Below are 15968 nucleotides of genomic sequence, written 5' to 3' on the forward strand. Positions count from 1 at the left end.
TTTGTTTTTGAGAATGTCGTTAATAACAACGACCTGCATAGCACATGCCTCTATTTGTCATTATCAAGCTATGGGCGATAGACTGCGATGGTCAATGACCTACCGCCCAATCGATCAGATATCCAGCAACAGACGAGTGGGATCTTCCAGCATTTCTTTTATCGTTACCAGGAAGCTGACGGACTCACGTCCGTCGATCAGGCGATGATCGTAGGACAGCGCCAGATACATCATTGGCAGAATAACAACCTGTCCATCCACCGCCATCGGACGATCTTTAATCGCATGCATGCCAAGAATCGCACTCTGGGGCGGGTTAATAATCGGAGTAGACATCAGCGAACCAAAAACGCCGCCGTTGGTAACGGTGAAATTACCGCCGGTCAGCTCTTCAACGGTCAATTTGCCATCACGGCCTTTCAGCGCCAGCTCCTTGATCCGTTTTTCAATTTCAGCCATACCTAATGTATCGACATCGCGCAGAACCGGAGTAACCAGCCCGCGCGGCGTGGACACCGCAATACTCACGTCAAAATAATTATGATAAACCACATCCTCGCCATCTATAGAGGCATTCACTTCCGGGAAACGCTTCAACGCTTCAACCACCGCCTTAAGATAGAAAGACATGAATCCTAATCGCACACTGTGACGTTTTTCAAATATTTCGCCATATTGTTTGCGCAAATCCATAATCGGCTTCATGTTGACTTCATTGAACGTCGTCAACATCGCCGTGCTGTTTTTCGCTTCCAGCAGGCGTTCCGCCACGCGTTTACGCAGCCGGGTCATCGGTACGCGTTTTTCACTACGTCCGCCTAATGCCGGCGGCGTCTCGGGGGACGATGCAGGAGAAGTCGCGGGTTTTTCTTCTTTCTTGACGTCTTTCTTCAACGCGGACAAATGCTTGTCAATATCTTCGCGGGTAATGCGGCCGCCGACGCCGCTGCCTTTAATGGCGGCGGGATCCAGATCGTGCTCCGCGATCAAACGACGGATCGCCGGGCTAAGCGCATCATTGTTTTCCTCTTCCAGGCCCGCGGTATAACGCTGCGCCGGGGTAGATTCCTTACTTTGAGACTTTTCGCTGGTCTCTTTTCCAGAACTGTCGCCCAGACGGAGGCGAGCCAGTACCTGGCGGGAGGTCACCGTGGCGCCTTCATCTTCCAGAATGGCTTCCAGCACTCCCGACTCAGACGCGGGCACTTCCAGTACGACTTTGTCGGTTTCAATCTCGACCAGCACGTCATCACGCTGGACGCTATCGCCTGGTTTTTTATGCCAGGTCGCTACGGTGGCATCGGCTACCGATTCTGGCAAGTCAGGGACAAAAATATCTACGCTACTCATTATCTATCCTTTATTTAATCAACGTTCAGCGCGTCATTAACCAGAGCTTGCTGCTGTTTCTGGTGTACGGACAAATAGCCAACGGCAGGTGAAGCGGAGGCTGGACGTCCGGCGTAACGTAAAGAAGCCCCGAATGGAATGACTTCACGGAAATGATGCTGACTGCAATACCAGGCGCCCTGATTCAGCGGCTCTTCCTGGCACCATACGAAATCATGAACATGGGAGAATGGCTCCAGTGCCGACTGCACCGCCTGATGCGGGAAGGGATAAAGTTGTTCGATACGCACCAGCGCCACATCTTTTTGTTCATTTTTACGACGTTGTTCCCACAGGTCATAATAAACCTTACCGGAACAGAGAACGACGCGCTTGACCGCTTTCGGATCCAGATCGTCGCTTTCGCCAATCGCTGGCTGGAAACTGCCGTTCGCCAGATCGTCGAGAGAAGAAATCGCCAGCGGATGCCGCAACAGCGACTTGGGCGACATTACGATCAGCGGACGGCGCATGCCGCGCAATGCCTGACGGCGCAGCATGTGATAAACCTGCGCCGGCGTGGAAGGGATGCACACCTGCATATTCTGCTCGGCGCACAATTGCAGGTAGCGTTCAAGGCGGGCCGAAGAGTGCTCCGGTCCCTGCCCTTCATAGCCGTGCGGCAGCAGCATCACCAGCCCGCACATCCGTCCCCACTTTTGTTCGCCGGAACTGATGAACTGGTCGATGACCACCTGAGCGCCGTTGGCGAAATCGCCAAACTGCGCTTCCCAGATCGTCAGGGTGCGCGGCTCAGCCGTCGCATAGCCGTATTCAAACGCCAGAACGGCCTCTTCAGACAAAACCGAATCCCAGACCTGGAACTCCCCCTGGGAATTATGGACATGCTCAAGCGGCGTATAACCTGAGCCGTTTTTCTGGTTATGCACCACCGCATGGCGATGGAAAAACGTCCCGCGGGCGGTATCCTCACCAGACAGCCGCACCGAAACGCCGTCATCAACCAGTGTGGCATAGGCCAGCATTTCCGCGCCGCCCCAGTCGAACGGCTTGTTGCCCTTCGCCATTTCCGCCCGATCGCGATACACCTTGGCCACCCGCGGCTGCATTTCTATCGCTTCGGGAATTTCACTGATGCGTTTGGCCAGTTCCTGCAAACGCTTCATCTCAACCTTGTTCGGATAGGGTTCGTCCCACTCGTGATTCAGATAGGGCGACCAGGTGAAGGCCTGCATATCCATCTCACGCCGCTCTTCCACCACACATTCCCCGCTATCCAGCACGTCACGATACAGATTGATCATCTCGGTGGCGTCTTCCAGCGTCACCACCTGCTCCTGCTCCAGCCGATCGGCATACACTTTACGCGGCGTCGGGTGTTTTTTAATTTTCCGGTACATCATCGGCTGGGTGGCGCTCGGCTCATCGGCTTCGTTATGGCCGTGCCGGCGGTAACAGATCAGGTCGATGAATACATCGCGTTTGAAGGTATTACGGAAATCCAGCGCAATGCGGGTCACAAACGCCACCGCTTCAGGATCGTCCGAGTTAACGTGGAAAATAGGCGCCTGCACCATTTTGCCGATATCCGTACAGTATTCCGTGGAACGGATATCCAGCAGGTTAGAGGTGGTAAAGCCGATCCGGTTATTAATGACGATACGGAGCGTTCCGCCCACTTCATAACCGCGCACCTTGGACATGTTCAGCGTTTCCTGCACCACGCCTTGCCCGCTGATGGCCGCATCCCCATGGATGGTCACCGGCAAAACCAGCGTACCGACCGGATTATCCAGACGATCGAGCCGGGCGCGCACCGAGCCGGTCACGACCGGACTGACGATTTCCAGATGCGAAGGGTTGAAGGCCAGCGCCAGATGCACCAGTCCGCCGTCGGTTTCCAGATCGGAGGAGAAACCCTGATGGTACTTCACATCCCCCGTGCCCAGATGCTCTTTATGTTTGCCGGAGAATTCATCAAACAGATCCTGCGGCTTCTTCCCTACCACGTTAATCAGCACATTCAAGCGGCCACGGTGCGCCATGCCGAGTATAACCTCACGCGTGCCATTGCTGCCCGCATGACGCACCAGCTCTTTCAGCATCGGCACCAGGACATCGCCCCCTTCCAGCGAGAAACGCTTGGCACCGGGGAACTTGGCGCCAAGATAACGTTCCAGACCTTCCGCGGCGGTCAACTCTTTCAGGAAACATTTCTTCTCATCGGCGGTGAAAGAGGGCTGCCCCATCACTGACTCAATACGATGCTGGATCCAGCGTTTCTCTTCCGTATTGGTGATGTGCATGTACTCAGCCCCGATCGACCCGCAGTAGGTCTGCTTCAGCGCCTGGTACAGATCGCCCAGATTCATGGTGTCCTTGCCGATGGCGAATGACCCCACGTTAAAGGTTTCCTGCAAATCATCCTGGGTCAGATTGTGATAATCAAGATCCAGCTCAGGCACCGGGATCTGAGGGCGCAAATTCAGGGGATCGAGATTAGCCTGCTGATGACCGCGAAAACGGAAGGCATTGATCAGCTGCAATACCTTGACCTGTTTTGCATCGCTATCAGGATCGGTAATCGACGAGGTATAACGTGAGGTGTCTTTCGCCAGGCGGCGAAAATATTCGCGAGTCTTGGAGTGGAGTTGATCCGGTTTAATCCCAGCCGTGGGCAACTGCTGGAAAATAGAGCGCCAGCTATGATCGATTGAGTCCGGATCGGTTAAAAAATCTTCATAGAGCTGCTCTATGTAGGACTGGTTTGCGCCCGCCAGATAGGAGGAATCCAGCCAGGCCTTCATTGCGCCGTTCTGCATTATGATCCCTTAAGCTAATAAGCTTCAGTTTTCGCCGTGGTTAACATGTCATTCGTGCCGTATAAAATCGGTTGCCGTAAAACGGTTCGCTCGCCGTCCCCCTGTGCGGGGTACCCATGAAGGAACCTTTAAAAACCGGTTCTGGCGCGCAAGCCCGTTTTTAAAGATTTCCTGCCTTCCCCCGAAATCGAGGCCGGTTTCGGGGGATAGCCTGTCTAACGATAAAACCCTGCGTCGTTCCCACAGATTCTTCCCTGCCAGCGGAAACAGATCCCCGCCGACTACCGCGGGGATGACGGGAATGGCCTCCCGCCTGGTTACCCGTTGCGCTGCAGCAACATGGATTTAATGTGGCCGATCGCCCGCGTCGGGTTAAGCCCTTTAGGACAAACACTGACGCAATTCATGATGCTGTGACAACGGAATACGCTGAAAGCATCGTCCAGGTTGTCCAGTCTGGGCTTGGTTTCCGTATCGCGGCTATCAATCAGGAAGCGGTATGCGGCCAGCAGGCCCGCCGGCCCGACGAACTTATCCGGGTTCCACCAGAACGACGGACAAGAGGTTGAACAGCAGGCACACATGATGCATTCGTATAATCCATCCAGCTTTTCACGCTGCTCTGGTGACTGTAAGTGCTCACGAGCCGGAGGATTCTTCCCATTATTCAACAGGTAAGGTTTTATTTTCTCATATTGTGCATAGAATTGCCCCATATCTACAACCAAATCTCGCACAACGGGCAATCCCGGCAGGGGGCGGACGATGATTTTACTGTTTCCCCGCCGTAATGCCGATACCGGAGTGATGCAGGCCAGGCCATTTTTGCCATTCATGTTAACACCATCCGATCCACACACCCCTTCGCGGCATGAACGGCGGAACGATAAGGTCGGATCCTGTTCCTTCAGCAGAATCAAGGCGTCCAGCAACATCATGTCGCGCCCCTCTTCCGCCTCCAGTTGGTAATCCTGCATCCGCGGCGCATTATCAACGTCCGGGTTATAACGATAAATAGAAAATTCAAGTTTCATCAATCAATCCCCCGCGGTTAATAAGTACGCACTTTCGGCGGAAAAGCCGGGCGTAGTTTAGGTTGCATGTTCACCTCACGGCGCGCCATGCTATCGGTTTGCGGCAGATACAGCGAATGACATAACCAATTTTTATCATCACGGTCAGGATAGTCGAAACGGCTATGCGCGCCACGGCTTTCGGTACGGAAATTGGCGGACATGGCTGTCGCATACGCCGTTTCCATCAGGTTATCCAGCTCCAGGCATTCAACCCGTTGGGTATTGAATTCGGTGGAGTGGTCATCCAGCCGCGCGTTTTTCAACCGCTCACGAATGACTTTCAGCTCTTCCAGCCCCTTCGCCATCGCATCCCCCTCGCGGAATACGGAGAAGTTGTGTTGCATACAGGATTGCAGCGCCTTGCGAATCTCCACCGGATCTTCGCCGGAGCGGGTGCCGTTCCAGCGGTTAAGACGTTCAAGAGAGGCTTCAATATCCGATTCGCCGGCGTCGCGGCTCACGCCCTGCTCTTCCAGCGACTCCTTTAAATGCATCCCCGCCGAACGGCCGAACACCACCAGATCGAGCAGAGAGTTACCGCCCAAGCGGTTGGCGCCATGAACAGAGACACAGGCGATTTCACCCACGGCGAACAGACCGGGGATGACGATATCTTCACCTTTATCGTTGATGGTCAGCGCCTGACCGCTGACCTTGGTCGGGATACCGCCCATCATATAGTGACAGGTGGGAATAACCGGAATCGGCTCTTTCACCGGATCGACGTGGGCAAAGGTGCGGGATAACTCCAGGATCCCCGGCAAACGCGATTCCAGCACCTCTTTACCCAGATGATCCAGCTTCAACTTGACGTGCGGCCCCAACGGGCCATCACAACCCCGGCCTTCACGGATCTCGATCATAATGGAACGGGCCACCACGTCACGACCGGCTAAATCTTTGGCATTCGGCGCGTAGCGTTCCATAAAACGCTCGCCGTGTTTATTCAGCAGATAGCCGCCTTCGCCACGACAGCCTTCGGTCACCAGCACTCCGGCGCCGGCAATGCCCGTCGGATGGAATTGCCACATTTCCATATCCTGCACCGGCACCCCGGCGCGTAATGCCATGCCGATGCCGTCGCCGGTATTGATATGCGCATTGGTCGTAGACTGATAAATACGGCCGGCGCCGCCGGTCGCCAGAACGGTGGCGCGCGCTTTGAAATAAACGACTTCGCCCGTCTCAATACAAACCGCGGTGCATCCCACCACCGCGCCATCCTGATTTTTCACCAGATCGAGCGCATACCATTCGGAAAAGATGGTGGTGTGATTTTTCAGGTTCTGCTGGTATAGGGTGTGCAACAGGGCATGGCCGGTACGGTCGGCCGCGGCGGCCGTGCGGGCCGCCTGTTCGCCGCCAAAGTTTCTGGACTGCCCGCCGAACGGACGCTGATAAATGCGGCCGTCGTCCAAACGAGAAAACGGCAGCCCCATGTGCTCCAGTTCCAGCACCGCTTCCGGCCCGGTTTTGCACATATATTCAATCGCGTCCTGATCGCCGATGTAGTCGGAACCTTTCACGGTGTCGTACATATGCCATTCCCAGTTGTCTTCATGGGTGTTACCCAGCGCGACGGTAATACCGCCCTGCGCAGATACGGTATGGGAACGGGTTGGAAATACTTTCGATAACAGGGCGCAGGACAAGCCCATCTGAGATATTTGCAGTGCGGCGCGCATACCTGCGCCGCCTGCTCCGACAACGACTGCATCAAACTCTCTGACTGGCAAATTCATTACGCCCCCCACACCACAATAGTTCCATAAATGACGTACACCATCAGCGCGACCACAATCGCCAACTGTAAAGTCAGACGTAAGCCCAACGGTTTGATGTAGTCGGTCAGCACTTGCCACATCCCTATCCAGGCATGCACCAGGATGGAAAGCAGCGCGAGCAGCGTGAATACTTTGGTGAGCGCCATCGCAAAGAAGGTTCGCCAGATTTCATAGGTTATGTGATCGGCGGAGACAACAAAGCCAATCAGATAAACGACATACAGCACAATGACGATGGCGGCAGCGCGAATCAGCAACCAATCGTGTACGCCATTTCGTCCTAACGCAGAAGCATTGCTCACCATACGAGGACTCCAGCCAGAAGTGAAAGCACGCCGGTAATAACAAAAGAGATATTTGCCGAACGTTTACCCGCGGAAAGGTCTTCTTCTATATAGCCAAAATCCATCATCAGGTGACGCAAGCCGCCCACAATATGGTAGGCCAGCGCCGTGAGAATGCCCCAGACGATAAATTTAACTACGAAGCTGTCCATTATTTCCGCCGCGCGTAAGAATCCCGCCTCCGAAGAAAGAGAGAGACCTAACAACCATAGCAGGATACCGACGGCGACAAAGGTGATAACGCCAGATACACGGTGAAGAATAGAGGCTATCGCAGTAACAGGGAACTGGATCGTTTGCAGATCGAGATTAACAGGTCTTTGTTTTTTCACAGCTTTGCCCACACAGTTTTTATTATTGTGCTTTCCTCCGGACCAGAGAGAGGTCAGACAGCATGAATGCCGAAAACCTGAAACTCGTTTACGATACGCGCTCAAACATCGACATTCCGGTATCTAAACAGCGCATGTTCCATTCATACTGGGTGCTCCTACTGCAAGATATTCCGGAGACCTGGCGGAAGTATAGGTGCTTCACATATCTATTACAATTAACACACAAAATGTTTAGTGACATTTCCCTTAAATAGTGATTTTCATCACGAATTTTACATTTTATATAAAACCAGTCATGTTATTTGACAAAATATCAACATTTAAATTACAACTTCCGCGCTAAATTCCCTATGCTGTAGTAAAGCTCAGCGGTTACTCTTTCCCACCGCCACAACTTATGTAACAGTGAGACGGATAACCCATGTAAAAGTCATAGATATCACTATGACAAACTCAGAGAATGATTAATTATCTGGGAAATGATGTATTCATCCCGAAGGTAACTGGGATTCCACTCCCGCTCTGTACCCTATTGACGATGCGTCGCTACAGAGTTTCATCCGGTCTATCATTAAGCCGGTAATACAGGCATGACGGTATTTCTTCGGTGAAAAGAGTTTTAAAATTAAAGCGCTAGGAGACTATAAATGACTGACAAAAAAGCAACGCTTACGCTAGACGGTAAAGACCCAATTGAACTTAACGTGCTGACCGGCACGTTGGGACAAGATGAGATCGATATCCGGGCTTTAGGCTCCAAAGGGTTGTTTACATTTGATCCCGGTTTCACCTCTACCGCATCCTGCGAATCCAAAATCACCTATATCGACGGTGAAGAGGGCATCTTATTACACCGTGGATTTCCTATCGCCCAACTGGCTGAAAAATCTACCTATCTTGAAGTTTGCTATATCCTGCTTTTCGGCGAAGCGCCGACGAAGCAGCAATTCGACACCTTTAAAACCACGGTGACGCGCCACACCATGATTCACGAACAGATTACCCGTCTGTTCCACGGCTTCCGCCGCGACTCGCATCCTATGGCCGTACTGTGCGGCGTGACCGGCGCCCTGGCGGCGTTCTACCATGATTCGCTGGATATCAGCATCGAACGCCACCGTGAAATCGCCGCTTATCGTTTGCTGTCGAAAATGCCGACCGTCGCCGCCATGTGTTACAAATATTCGCTCGGTCAACCCTTTGTTTATCCTAAAAATAATCTCTCTTATGCCGGTAACTTTCTGAACATGATGTTCGCGACCCCGTGCGAAGAGTATGAGGTCAACCCGGTATTGGAACGCGCCATGGATCGTATTTTGATCCTGCACGCCGACCACGAACAGAACGCCTCCACCTCCACGGTGAGAACCGCGGGCTCGTCCGGCGCCAACCCGTTCGCCTGTATCGCCGCGGGCATCGCCTCGCTGTGGGGACCGGCGCACGGCGGAGCGAACGAAGCCTGCCTGCGCATGCTGGAAGATATCAGTTCCGTTGAACATATTCCGGCGTTTATCAAACGGGCCAAGGACAAGAACGATTCGTTCCGTCTGATGGGATTCGGCCACCGCGTGTATAAAAACTATGACCCGCGCGCCACCGTGATGCGTGAAACCTGCCATGAAGTGTTGAAGGAACTGGGCAGAAAAGACGATCTGCTGGAAGTCGCCATGGAACTGGAAAACATCGCGCTGAATGACCCGTACTTCATCGAGAAGAAGCTGTATCCAAACGTCGATTTCTATTCAGGCATCATTCTGAAAGCGATGGGAATTCCCTCTTCCATGTTCACGGTGATCTTCGCCATGGCCCGCACCGTTGGCTGGATCGCCCACTGGAATGAAATGCATGACGACGGGATTAAAATCGCGCGTCCGCGTCAGTTGTACACCGGCTACGCCGAACGTGATTTCACCTCCAACCTTGAGAACAGCTAAACCCGCCTGACTTAGCATCGTCTGTGCATCACCCCCTCCCAACCTCCCCCTTGCCAGGGGGAGGCTAGCTAATCATCAGCCCTAAACCAGAACAACGCTTCTTTTATGGCGGACCGTCGCAAGCGACGTTGCAAACCGCTCCCGGAGATTTTTTACTTCTGGCAGGCGGGGCACCAGAAAAACGGGCGCGACGCCAGCATCGTCTTCTCGATAATATGCCCGCAGCGCGGACAGGCCTCACCTTCACGATGAAAAACCTTGAAAGAGAAAACGGCGCCATGATGGCGGTTTTCATCCGCCGCGCCACGCGTGTTATAGGATAAACGGGGAATATCAAGCAGCGCCCGGCTCAGGATTTGCAGCTGTTCGGCGCTCAAATCCTGCGCGCAGTGCTGTGGGGCCAGCTGCGCCTGCCAAAGGATCTCGGCCCTCAGGTAGTTTCCCAAACCGGCCAGAAAGGACTGGTCGAGCAATAAGCCGCTGAACCGGCGACGGCGAAACCGCACAGAGAGCAGCCGTTCGCCGACCTGCTCCGGCGTCAGCGTCAGATCCAACACATCGGGGCCGATTCGCTGCAAAAAAGGATGGGATGACAGCGAATCCGCCGTCAACATTTCAATATCGGAAGCGCTATAAAGCAGAACGGCCCGATCCGTCGTTTCCAGTCTGACTCGCAAATCGCGTTTGGTCTCCGGCGTTTCCCCCGTATTCACCACCCGCCATATGCCATATAACTGGTTATGGCTGTAAAGCACCAAGCCGTTGCTGAAATAGGTCAACAGGGCTTTACCCCGTGTAACGATCCGCGCAACCTTTTGTCCGACCAGCGCCGGCTCATACTGTTTCAGTTCAGGAAACGCGAACCAGACTCGGGTCAATGTCTTGCCAACCATCGCCGCCGCCAACTGGTCTGCCGCTCGGCGGATTTCCGGTCCTTCCGGCATGAATGACTCCGTAATAAAAAATCCAGACGGCTAGTGTAAAGCGCCACCGGCGACGGGCATATCCTGTCGCACCAATAACGACTGGGCGATGATAATTTCCAGCGCATCGCTTACCGTGCTGGTCGGCATACAGGGTTCGCCAGGATGGCCGACCGCCTGCTGCGGCGAGTAAGGAACATGCACAAACCCGCCGCGCACCACATCGCCCTGCTGATGAAGAAGGTGCAATAGACCATACATCAGATGATTGCAAACAAAGGTGCCGGCCGTCTGCGATACCGATGCCGGAATATTGGCGCCGCGCAGCGCGCTGACCAACGCTTTTACCGGCAGGGTTGAAAAATAAGCGGCGGGACCGCCTTCAATCACCGGCGTATCAATAGGTTGATTGCCCTGGTTATCCGCTATTCGCGCATCATTAATATTGATCGCCACCCGCTCGATCGAGATATCGGCGCGGCCGCCCGCTTCGCCGACGGCGATGACGGCCTCCGGCTGCCACTGCGTCACCGCGCGATAAAGCTGTTGCAATGCCAGATCGAATGCGCAGGAAAGCTGGCAGACGATCACTCTGGCTCCGGCGATCTCACGCTGATGGAAAACTTTTGCGGCTTCCCATGACGCATTACAAATTTCGCCGCCAAAAGGTTCAAACGCGGTAATCAATACGGTTTTCATCTACCCTCGCCTTGGTGCCAGTGGCTAGAATCAGCCATTCGATTACCTCACACATCATGCAGCCGTAACGCTGATCTGATGCTGAGAAAAACAGTTGCGCAACTTACGCGCGAATGTCAGCGCATGCTGCCCGTCGCCATGAACACAGACGGTATCAGCCTGAACGTCGACCCAGGAACCATCACTGGCGCGAACGCGTTTACGTTGGATCATTTCCAACGTTTGGGCTAAGGCGAGATCGTCGCTGTTGATCAGCGCGCCCGATTGCGAACGCGGCACCAAAGAACCATCCGGCAAATAACAGCGATCGGCAAACACTTCCTGCCGGGTTACCAGTCCTAAACGCTGCCCGGCCCGAATCAGCTCGCTGCCGGCCAACCCCACCAGACGCAACGCCGGATTAATCATTTTCACCGCGCGGGCGATGGCATCAGCCAAGGCGGGTTCACGGGCCGCCTGATTGTAAAGCATGCCATGTGGTTTGACGTGGACCAGCTTCCCGCCTTCCGCCGCCGCTATCGCGGCCAGCGCGCCGACCTGATAAACCACCTGGGCAAAAACCGTTTCGGCAGGCAATTGCATCTCTTTACGGCCAAAATTCTCACGGTCCGGGAAGCTTGGGTGTGCGCCAATCGCGACGCCGTAATCAATCCCCCAACGAACCGACTGCCGCATGGTCTGGGCATCTCCCGCATGAAATCCGCAGGCGATATTTGCCGAACTGACCAGTTTCAACAATGCTTCATCATTCTCGCCGCCTTCGCCCAGGTCGGCATTCAGGTCAATAATCATGTAGCCTCCACGCCAGTTGTTCAAGATAACGCAGCTGTTCCTGTGCCGCCTGCTGGGCCTCTGCCAGCGTACAACGAATAAAATGCACCGGTTCCCCCAGACGTATTTGCGCCAGATGGTATAAATCGGCCTCAATCACGCAGGCAATCCGCGGATAGCCGCCGGTGGTTTGCGCATCAGCCAGCAGCACGATCGGATGACCGCTATGCGGCACCTGCACCACGCCCGGCAACAGGCCATGCGATGACATTTCCCGCCGGGTGGTCCGCTGCAATTCCGGCCCCTGTAGCCGATAGCCCATCCGATTACTTTGCGGGCTCAAATGCCAGGGCGTACGCCAGAATTTTTCCTGCGCGTCGGCGCTGAACTCTTGATATTCAGGTCCCGGCAATGCTCTGACGCGATTGCCAAACAGCAACTGCTTAACGCCGATTTCCCTGGTCGGCAGTTGGGTGGCGGTTCCCAGCGCCAGCTCATCGCCATCCGCCAGCAAACGCCCGGCAAATCCGCCAAACCCCGCTTTCAGATCGGTACTGCGCGACCCCAGCGCTTCCGGCACGTCGATTCCGCCGGAAACCGCCAGATAGCTGCGCATACCGTGGCGCGGCAGATGCATTTTCAATGTTTGCCCGGCGGCCACGGCAAAACGCCAGCCGGTCCACAATGGTTTGCCATCCAACTCGGCATGACAGTCGGCCCCGGTCAGGGCGACCCAGCAAGGTGAGGTAAAGGTAGCGACGAATTTTCCCAGCGTGATTTCCAGCGCGGCGGCATTCTCCGCGTTGCCCGCCAACAGATTCGCCAGCTTGAGCGCCGGAATATCCAGCGCGCCGGACTGACTAATGCCCAGACGGCGAAAACCGAAGCGCCCGGCGTCCTGAACGGAGGTATACAACCCGGAGTGAATAATTTTCAGCATACGCCCGCCTTCTGAGGCAAAAACCGAATATTATCGCCAGGACGCAGTAACGTCGGCGGCATACTCTGCGGATTGAATAAGGGCAACGAAGTGCGGCCGATCAGCTGCCAGCCGCCTGGCGTGGATAACGGGTAGATTCCGGTTTGAGAACCGCCAATGCCGACCGATCCGGCAACCACTTGAAGTCTGGGTTCTGCGCGGCGCGGAACATATAACCTTTCGTCCAGCCCGCCCAGATAGGCGAACCCGGGCTGGAAGCCGAGAAAATAAACGATATAGCTGGCGGAGGCATGCGCTTCCACCACCTGTTTTTCCGTCAGGCGGCAATGATCGGCGACCAGCGCCAGATCCGGTCCGGCCTCTCCGCCATAGGTCACTGGGATATCAATATCTCGGGGTTCGAATACCAGCGACTCGCTGTCTTCCCACCAACGTTGCAGGCGTTCAATGGCATCCAGCGCGACCTGCTGCGGATGTTCCAGCAACACCGTAAGATTGTTCATGCCAGGAATCGCTTCCTGCACCGCCTCATGGCGATTCAAACGTTCGGCCAGCCCCCAGATACGCTGCTGACTTTGCAGCGTCATCGGCGGTTCCAGTTCCAGAACCACGGTCTTCTCGCCCAGCAGATAACAGCGCGCCCGTTGCAATCTTTTCTCCTGCTTCATGTTATGAGCTTTTCCTATGATTATGAGGAAAGCAAGAAAGATACCAAAATGACTTTTTGTACTGCTTTTTTCCGTTTTTAACCGTATGCGCTTAATAAGAAAGCGTTAACCATCACGCTGGATTGGGAATATCAATAAACGTCACGTCAAAACCATGCTGCCGAGCCAGCCAATCCCCCAACGCGCGGATCCCTCCCCGCTCCGTGGCGTGGTGCCCGGCGGCAAAAAAATGCAGCCCCATTTCACGCGCGACGTGGATCGTCTGCTCTGAAACTTCGCCGGTAATAAACGCATCAACGCCAAAGCGAGCGGCCAGTTCGATAAACCCCTGCCCCCCGCCGGTACACCATGCGATTCGCCGTATCTGTTGCGGTGCATTATCCCCACAATGCAGCACCGAACGCCCCAATCGGTTTTCCAGGCGCTGGCGCAGCGCATCGCCGCTAAGTGCCTGAGAGAACTCGCCATACGGCACCAGCGGCTCGAGGGTTCCCAGCACATCGATTTCCAGCAGCGCCGCCAGTTGGGCGTTGTTGCCTAGCTGAGGATGCGCATCCAGCGGCAGGTGGTAGCCATACAGATTGATATCGTTAACCAGCAGCGTTTTCAGCCGATTGCGCTTCATCCCCCGCACAATCGGCGATTCGTTTTTCCAAAAATAGCCGTGGTGGACCAAAACGGCATCGGCCTGATGCTCAACGGCCGCATCCAGCAATGCCTGTGAAGCGGTTACGCCGGTGACAATACGCTGCACCTCGCGGCGGCCTTCAACCTGTAAACCATTCGGGGCGTAGTCCTGGAAGGCCTCGGCGTTAAGCTGCTGGTTAATCAGTTTTTCCAAATCGCTATTACGCATACTTACTTTTCTCTGTTTGATCGTCATGTGCCATAGCCGAATTTTTCGCCGCGGCAAAGGCCGCCAGCGTCTGCTGTCTCGCCGCTTGGTGATCGACAATCGGCAGCGGGTAGTTCAGAGCGCGCGACTGCCGAGCGGCCCAGCGGTGAGGCTGGTGAATATCTTTATCCGGCACCGCCGCCAATTCCGGCAGCCAGCGGCGAATAAAAGCGCCTTGCGGATCGAATCGCTCCCCCTGCGTGGTCGGATTGAAAATGCGAAAATAGGGGGCGGCATCCGTTCCGGTCGAAGCCGCCCACTGCCAACCGCCGTTATTCGCCGCGAGATCGCCATCCACGAGTTGCGACATAAAATAGCGCTCCCCTTCACGCCAGTCGATAAGTAAATCTTTTACTAAAAAACTGGCGCAAATCATACGCAGGCGGTTATGCATCCAGCCGGTTTGGTTCATCTGTCGCATGGCGGCATCAACAATGGGATAGCCGGTATTTCCCTGCCGCCAGGCGCTTAGATCGTCAGGCGACTGCCGCCATTGCACCTGCTGCGTCCAGGCGGTAAACGGTTGGTGCTTACATAAATCCGGCCAGAACACCAACAAATGCCGATAAAACTCACGCCAGATCAGCTCATTAAGCCAGACAAAAGCGCCGCCCTCCCGCTGCTCCAGCAGATCGGGACACTCGGCCCGCAGCCGGTTAAAACACTGGCGAGGAGACAGAACGCCCAACGCCAGATAAGGCGATAATTTGCTGGTTCCCGCCAGTGCCGGCAAATCCCGCTGACGCGGGTAGTCCTGCACCTGTTCACGGCAGAACTGACGCAGCCGGTGTAAGGCCGCCGTCTCGCCGATGGGAAAATCGCGATCGATCTGCTGTTGAGGATAACTGAACGGCGCTAACGCCGCCGTGATATCCACCGCACCGCCGCTTCTCGGCGTCGGCGCGGGAACGCTATCAGTATTCGTTTCCAACAGGCAGTTAATGAACGCCCGCCGAAACGGCGTGAACATCTTATACATCCTGCCGTCCCCATTCAGCACGCGACCGGGCGGCAACAACAGAGCGTCACCAAATCCCCGGCACTCAACGCGTCCGGCCAGCAGCCTTTCCACCGCTTTATCGCGCCGGCGTTCGTTAATTTCGTACTGATGGTTATAGAACAACTGCGTGACGCGCTGCTGATGACAAAAATCCGCCAGCCAGTTCGCCGCGGCGGAAAAATCGGCGCACTCATGGTAATAAAGGGCGATCCCTTTTTCGGCCAGATCTCGCTGCACCGCGTTGAGACTTGCCAGCAGGAAAGCGGCCTGTCTCGGGGCCATATCATGCTGACGCCACTGCTGCGGCGTGGCGATAAACAGGGCGATCACCCGCGCCTGCGGATCCCGGCAGGCTGCATGTAAAGCCAGGTTATCGGTTATGCGTAAATCATTACGCAGCCAGACCAAATGCGTGGTCATAAATCAT

At 55.0% G+C, this 15968-nt stretch carries 14 protein-coding genes; 1 reads left to right on the forward strand and 13 read right to left on the reverse strand.

Annotation, left to right across the window (positions count from 1 at the left end; translation table 11 throughout):
• Positions 1-114: 114 nt before the first annotated feature.
• The 6 genes from odhB to sdhC all read right to left on the reverse strand — a co-directional run bounded on the left by odhB (position 115) and on the right by sdhC (position 7720).
• Positions 115-1350: a 2-oxoglutarate dehydrogenase complex dihydrolipoyllysine-residue succinyltransferase gene (gene odhB, locus ACN28R_RS12145; protein ID WP_095834539.1), complete on the reverse strand. Its 1236-nt coding sequence runs from the start codon at positions 1348-1350 to the stop codon at positions 115-117.
• Positions 1351-1364: 14 nt separating this feature from the next.
• The gene (gene sucA, locus ACN28R_RS12150; RefSeq protein WP_048635640.1) at positions 1365-4172 is read right to left on the reverse strand and encodes a 2-oxoglutarate dehydrogenase E1 component; all 2808 of its coding nucleotides are present in this window, start codon (positions 4170-4172) and stop codon (positions 1365-1367) included.
• Between the two features lie 317 nt (positions 4173-4489).
• Positions 4490-5206 (reverse strand): succinate dehydrogenase iron-sulfur subunit, encoded by a 717-nt coding sequence (locus ACN28R_RS12155; RefSeq protein WP_095834540.1) that lies wholly within the window; start codon positions 5204-5206, stop codon positions 4490-4492.
• Positions 5207-5223: 17 nt separating this feature from the next.
• Positions 5224-6990: a succinate dehydrogenase flavoprotein subunit gene (gene sdhA / locus ACN28R_RS12160; protein ID WP_048635642.1), complete on the reverse strand. Its 1767-nt coding sequence runs from the start codon at positions 6988-6990 to the stop codon at positions 5224-5226.
• Positions 6990-7337, reverse strand: a complete 348-nt coding sequence (gene sdhD / locus ACN28R_RS12165; protein WP_048635643.1) for a succinate dehydrogenase membrane anchor subunit — start codon at positions 7335-7337, stop codon at positions 6990-6992. Before sdhD ends, sdhA begins: the two co-directional genes overlap by 1 nt.
• Complete coding sequence (sdhC, locus tag ACN28R_RS12170; protein WP_145957997.1) at positions 7331-7720, reverse strand: succinate dehydrogenase cytochrome b556 subunit; 390 nt, start codon at positions 7718-7720, stop codon at positions 7331-7333. The genes sdhD and sdhC overlap by 7 nt, the downstream gene beginning before the upstream one ends.
• 638 nt (positions 7721-8358) lie before the next feature.
• Between sdhC and ACN28R_RS12175 the strand changes: the two genes are divergently transcribed.
• Positions 8359-9645 (forward strand): citrate synthase, encoded by a 1287-nt coding sequence (locus ACN28R_RS12175; RefSeq protein ID WP_048635645.1) that lies wholly within the window; start codon positions 8359-8361, stop codon positions 9643-9645.
• Between the two features lie 152 nt (positions 9646-9797).
• Here ACN28R_RS12175 and nei read toward each other — a convergent pair whose 3' ends face one another.
• From nei to phrB, 7 genes are all read right to left on the reverse strand, one after another.
• Positions 9798-10589, reverse strand: a complete 792-nt coding sequence (gene nei, locus ACN28R_RS12180; protein WP_095834541.1) for an endonuclease VIII — start codon at positions 10587-10589, stop codon at positions 9798-9800.
• A 30-nt stretch (positions 10590-10619) separates the two neighbouring features.
• Positions 10620-11267 carry a pyroglutamyl-peptidase I gene (pcp, locus tag ACN28R_RS12185; RefSeq protein WP_095834542.1) on the reverse strand — a complete coding sequence of 216 codons (648 nt, stop codon included), beginning with the start codon at positions 11265-11267 and terminating at the stop codon, positions 10620-10622.
• A 54-nt stretch (positions 11268-11321) separates the two neighbouring features.
• Positions 11322-12059 carry a 5-oxoprolinase subunit PxpA gene (pxpA, locus tag ACN28R_RS12190; RefSeq protein ID WP_048635648.1) on the reverse strand — a complete coding sequence of 246 codons (738 nt, stop codon included), beginning with the start codon at positions 12057-12059 and terminating at the stop codon, positions 11322-11324.
• Entirely contained in the window at positions 12049-12978 is a 930-nt protein-coding gene (gene pxpC / locus ACN28R_RS12195; RefSeq protein WP_095834543.1) for a 5-oxoprolinase subunit PxpC, read from the reverse strand. Before pxpC ends, pxpA begins: the two co-directional genes overlap by 11 nt.
• Positions 12972-13628 (reverse strand): 5-oxoprolinase subunit PxpB, encoded by a 657-nt coding sequence (pxpB, locus tag ACN28R_RS12200; RefSeq protein WP_095835798.1) that lies wholly within the window; start codon positions 13626-13628, stop codon positions 12972-12974. The genes pxpC and pxpB overlap by 7 nt, the downstream gene beginning before the upstream one ends.
• A 130-nt stretch (positions 13629-13758) precedes the next feature.
• On the reverse strand, positions 13759-14502 hold the full coding sequence (locus tag ACN28R_RS12205; RefSeq protein ID WP_095834544.1) for a type 2 GTP cyclohydrolase I: 744 nt from the start codon (positions 14500-14502) through the stop codon (positions 13759-13761).
• On the reverse strand, positions 14495-15961 hold the full coding sequence (gene phrB / locus ACN28R_RS12210; protein ID WP_095834545.1) for a deoxyribodipyrimidine photo-lyase: 1467 nt from the start codon (positions 15959-15961) through the stop codon (positions 14495-14497). Before phrB ends, ACN28R_RS12205 begins: the two co-directional genes overlap by 8 nt.
• Between the last annotated feature and the right edge of the window lie 7 nt (positions 15962-15968).

Origin of the sequence: Brenneria goodwinii, assembly GCF_002291445.1 — a bacterium.
In the GTDB taxonomy this organism is placed as follows: Bacteria; Pseudomonadota; Gammaproteobacteria; order Enterobacterales; family Enterobacteriaceae; genus Brenneria; species Brenneria goodwinii.

Excerpts from the sequence above, each read along its gene's own strand:
- sucA (WP_048635640.1), bottom strand. The coding sequence starts at position 4,172 with ATGCAGAACGGCGCAATGAAGGCCTGGCTGGATTCCTCCTATCTGGCG.
- odhB (WP_095834539.1), bottom strand. The coding sequence starts at position 1,350 with ATGAGTAGCGTAGATATTTTTGTCCCTGACTTGCCAGAATCGGTAGCC.
- sdhA (WP_048635642.1), bottom strand. The coding sequence starts at position 6,990 with ATGAATTTGCCAGTCAGAGAGTTTGATGCAGTCGTTGTCGGAGCAGGC.
- pcp (WP_095834542.1), bottom strand. The coding sequence starts at position 11,267 with ATGAAAACCGTATTGATTACCGCGTTTGAACCTTTTGGCGGCGAAATT.
- nei (WP_095834541.1), bottom strand. The coding sequence starts at position 10,589 with ATGCCGGAAGGACCGGAAATCCGCCGAGCGGCAGACCAGTTGGCGGCG.
- pxpA (WP_048635648.1), bottom strand. The coding sequence starts at position 12,059 with ATGATTATTGACCTGAATGCCGACCTGGGCGAAGGCGGCGAGAATGAT.
- ACN28R_RS12155 (WP_095834540.1), bottom strand. The coding sequence starts at position 5,206 with ATGAAACTTGAATTTTCTATTTATCGTTATAACCCGGACGTTGATAAT.
- pxpC (WP_095834543.1), bottom strand. The coding sequence starts at position 12,978 with ATGCTGAAAATTATTCACTCCGGGTTGTATACCTCCGTTCAGGACGCC.
- ACN28R_RS12205 (WP_095834544.1), bottom strand. The coding sequence starts at position 14,502 with ATGCGTAATAGCGATTTGGAAAAACTGATTAACCAGCAGCTTAACGCC.
- sdhD (WP_048635643.1), bottom strand. The coding sequence starts at position 7,337 with ATGGTGAGCAATGCTTCTGCGTTAGGACGAAATGGCGTACACGATTGG.
- phrB (WP_095834545.1), bottom strand. The coding sequence starts at position 15,961 with ATGACCACGCATTTGGTCTGGCTGCGTAATGATTTACGCATAACCGAT.
- ACN28R_RS12175 (WP_048635645.1), top strand. The coding sequence starts at position 8,359 with ATGACTGACAAAAAAGCAACGCTTACGCTAGACGGTAAAGACCCAATT.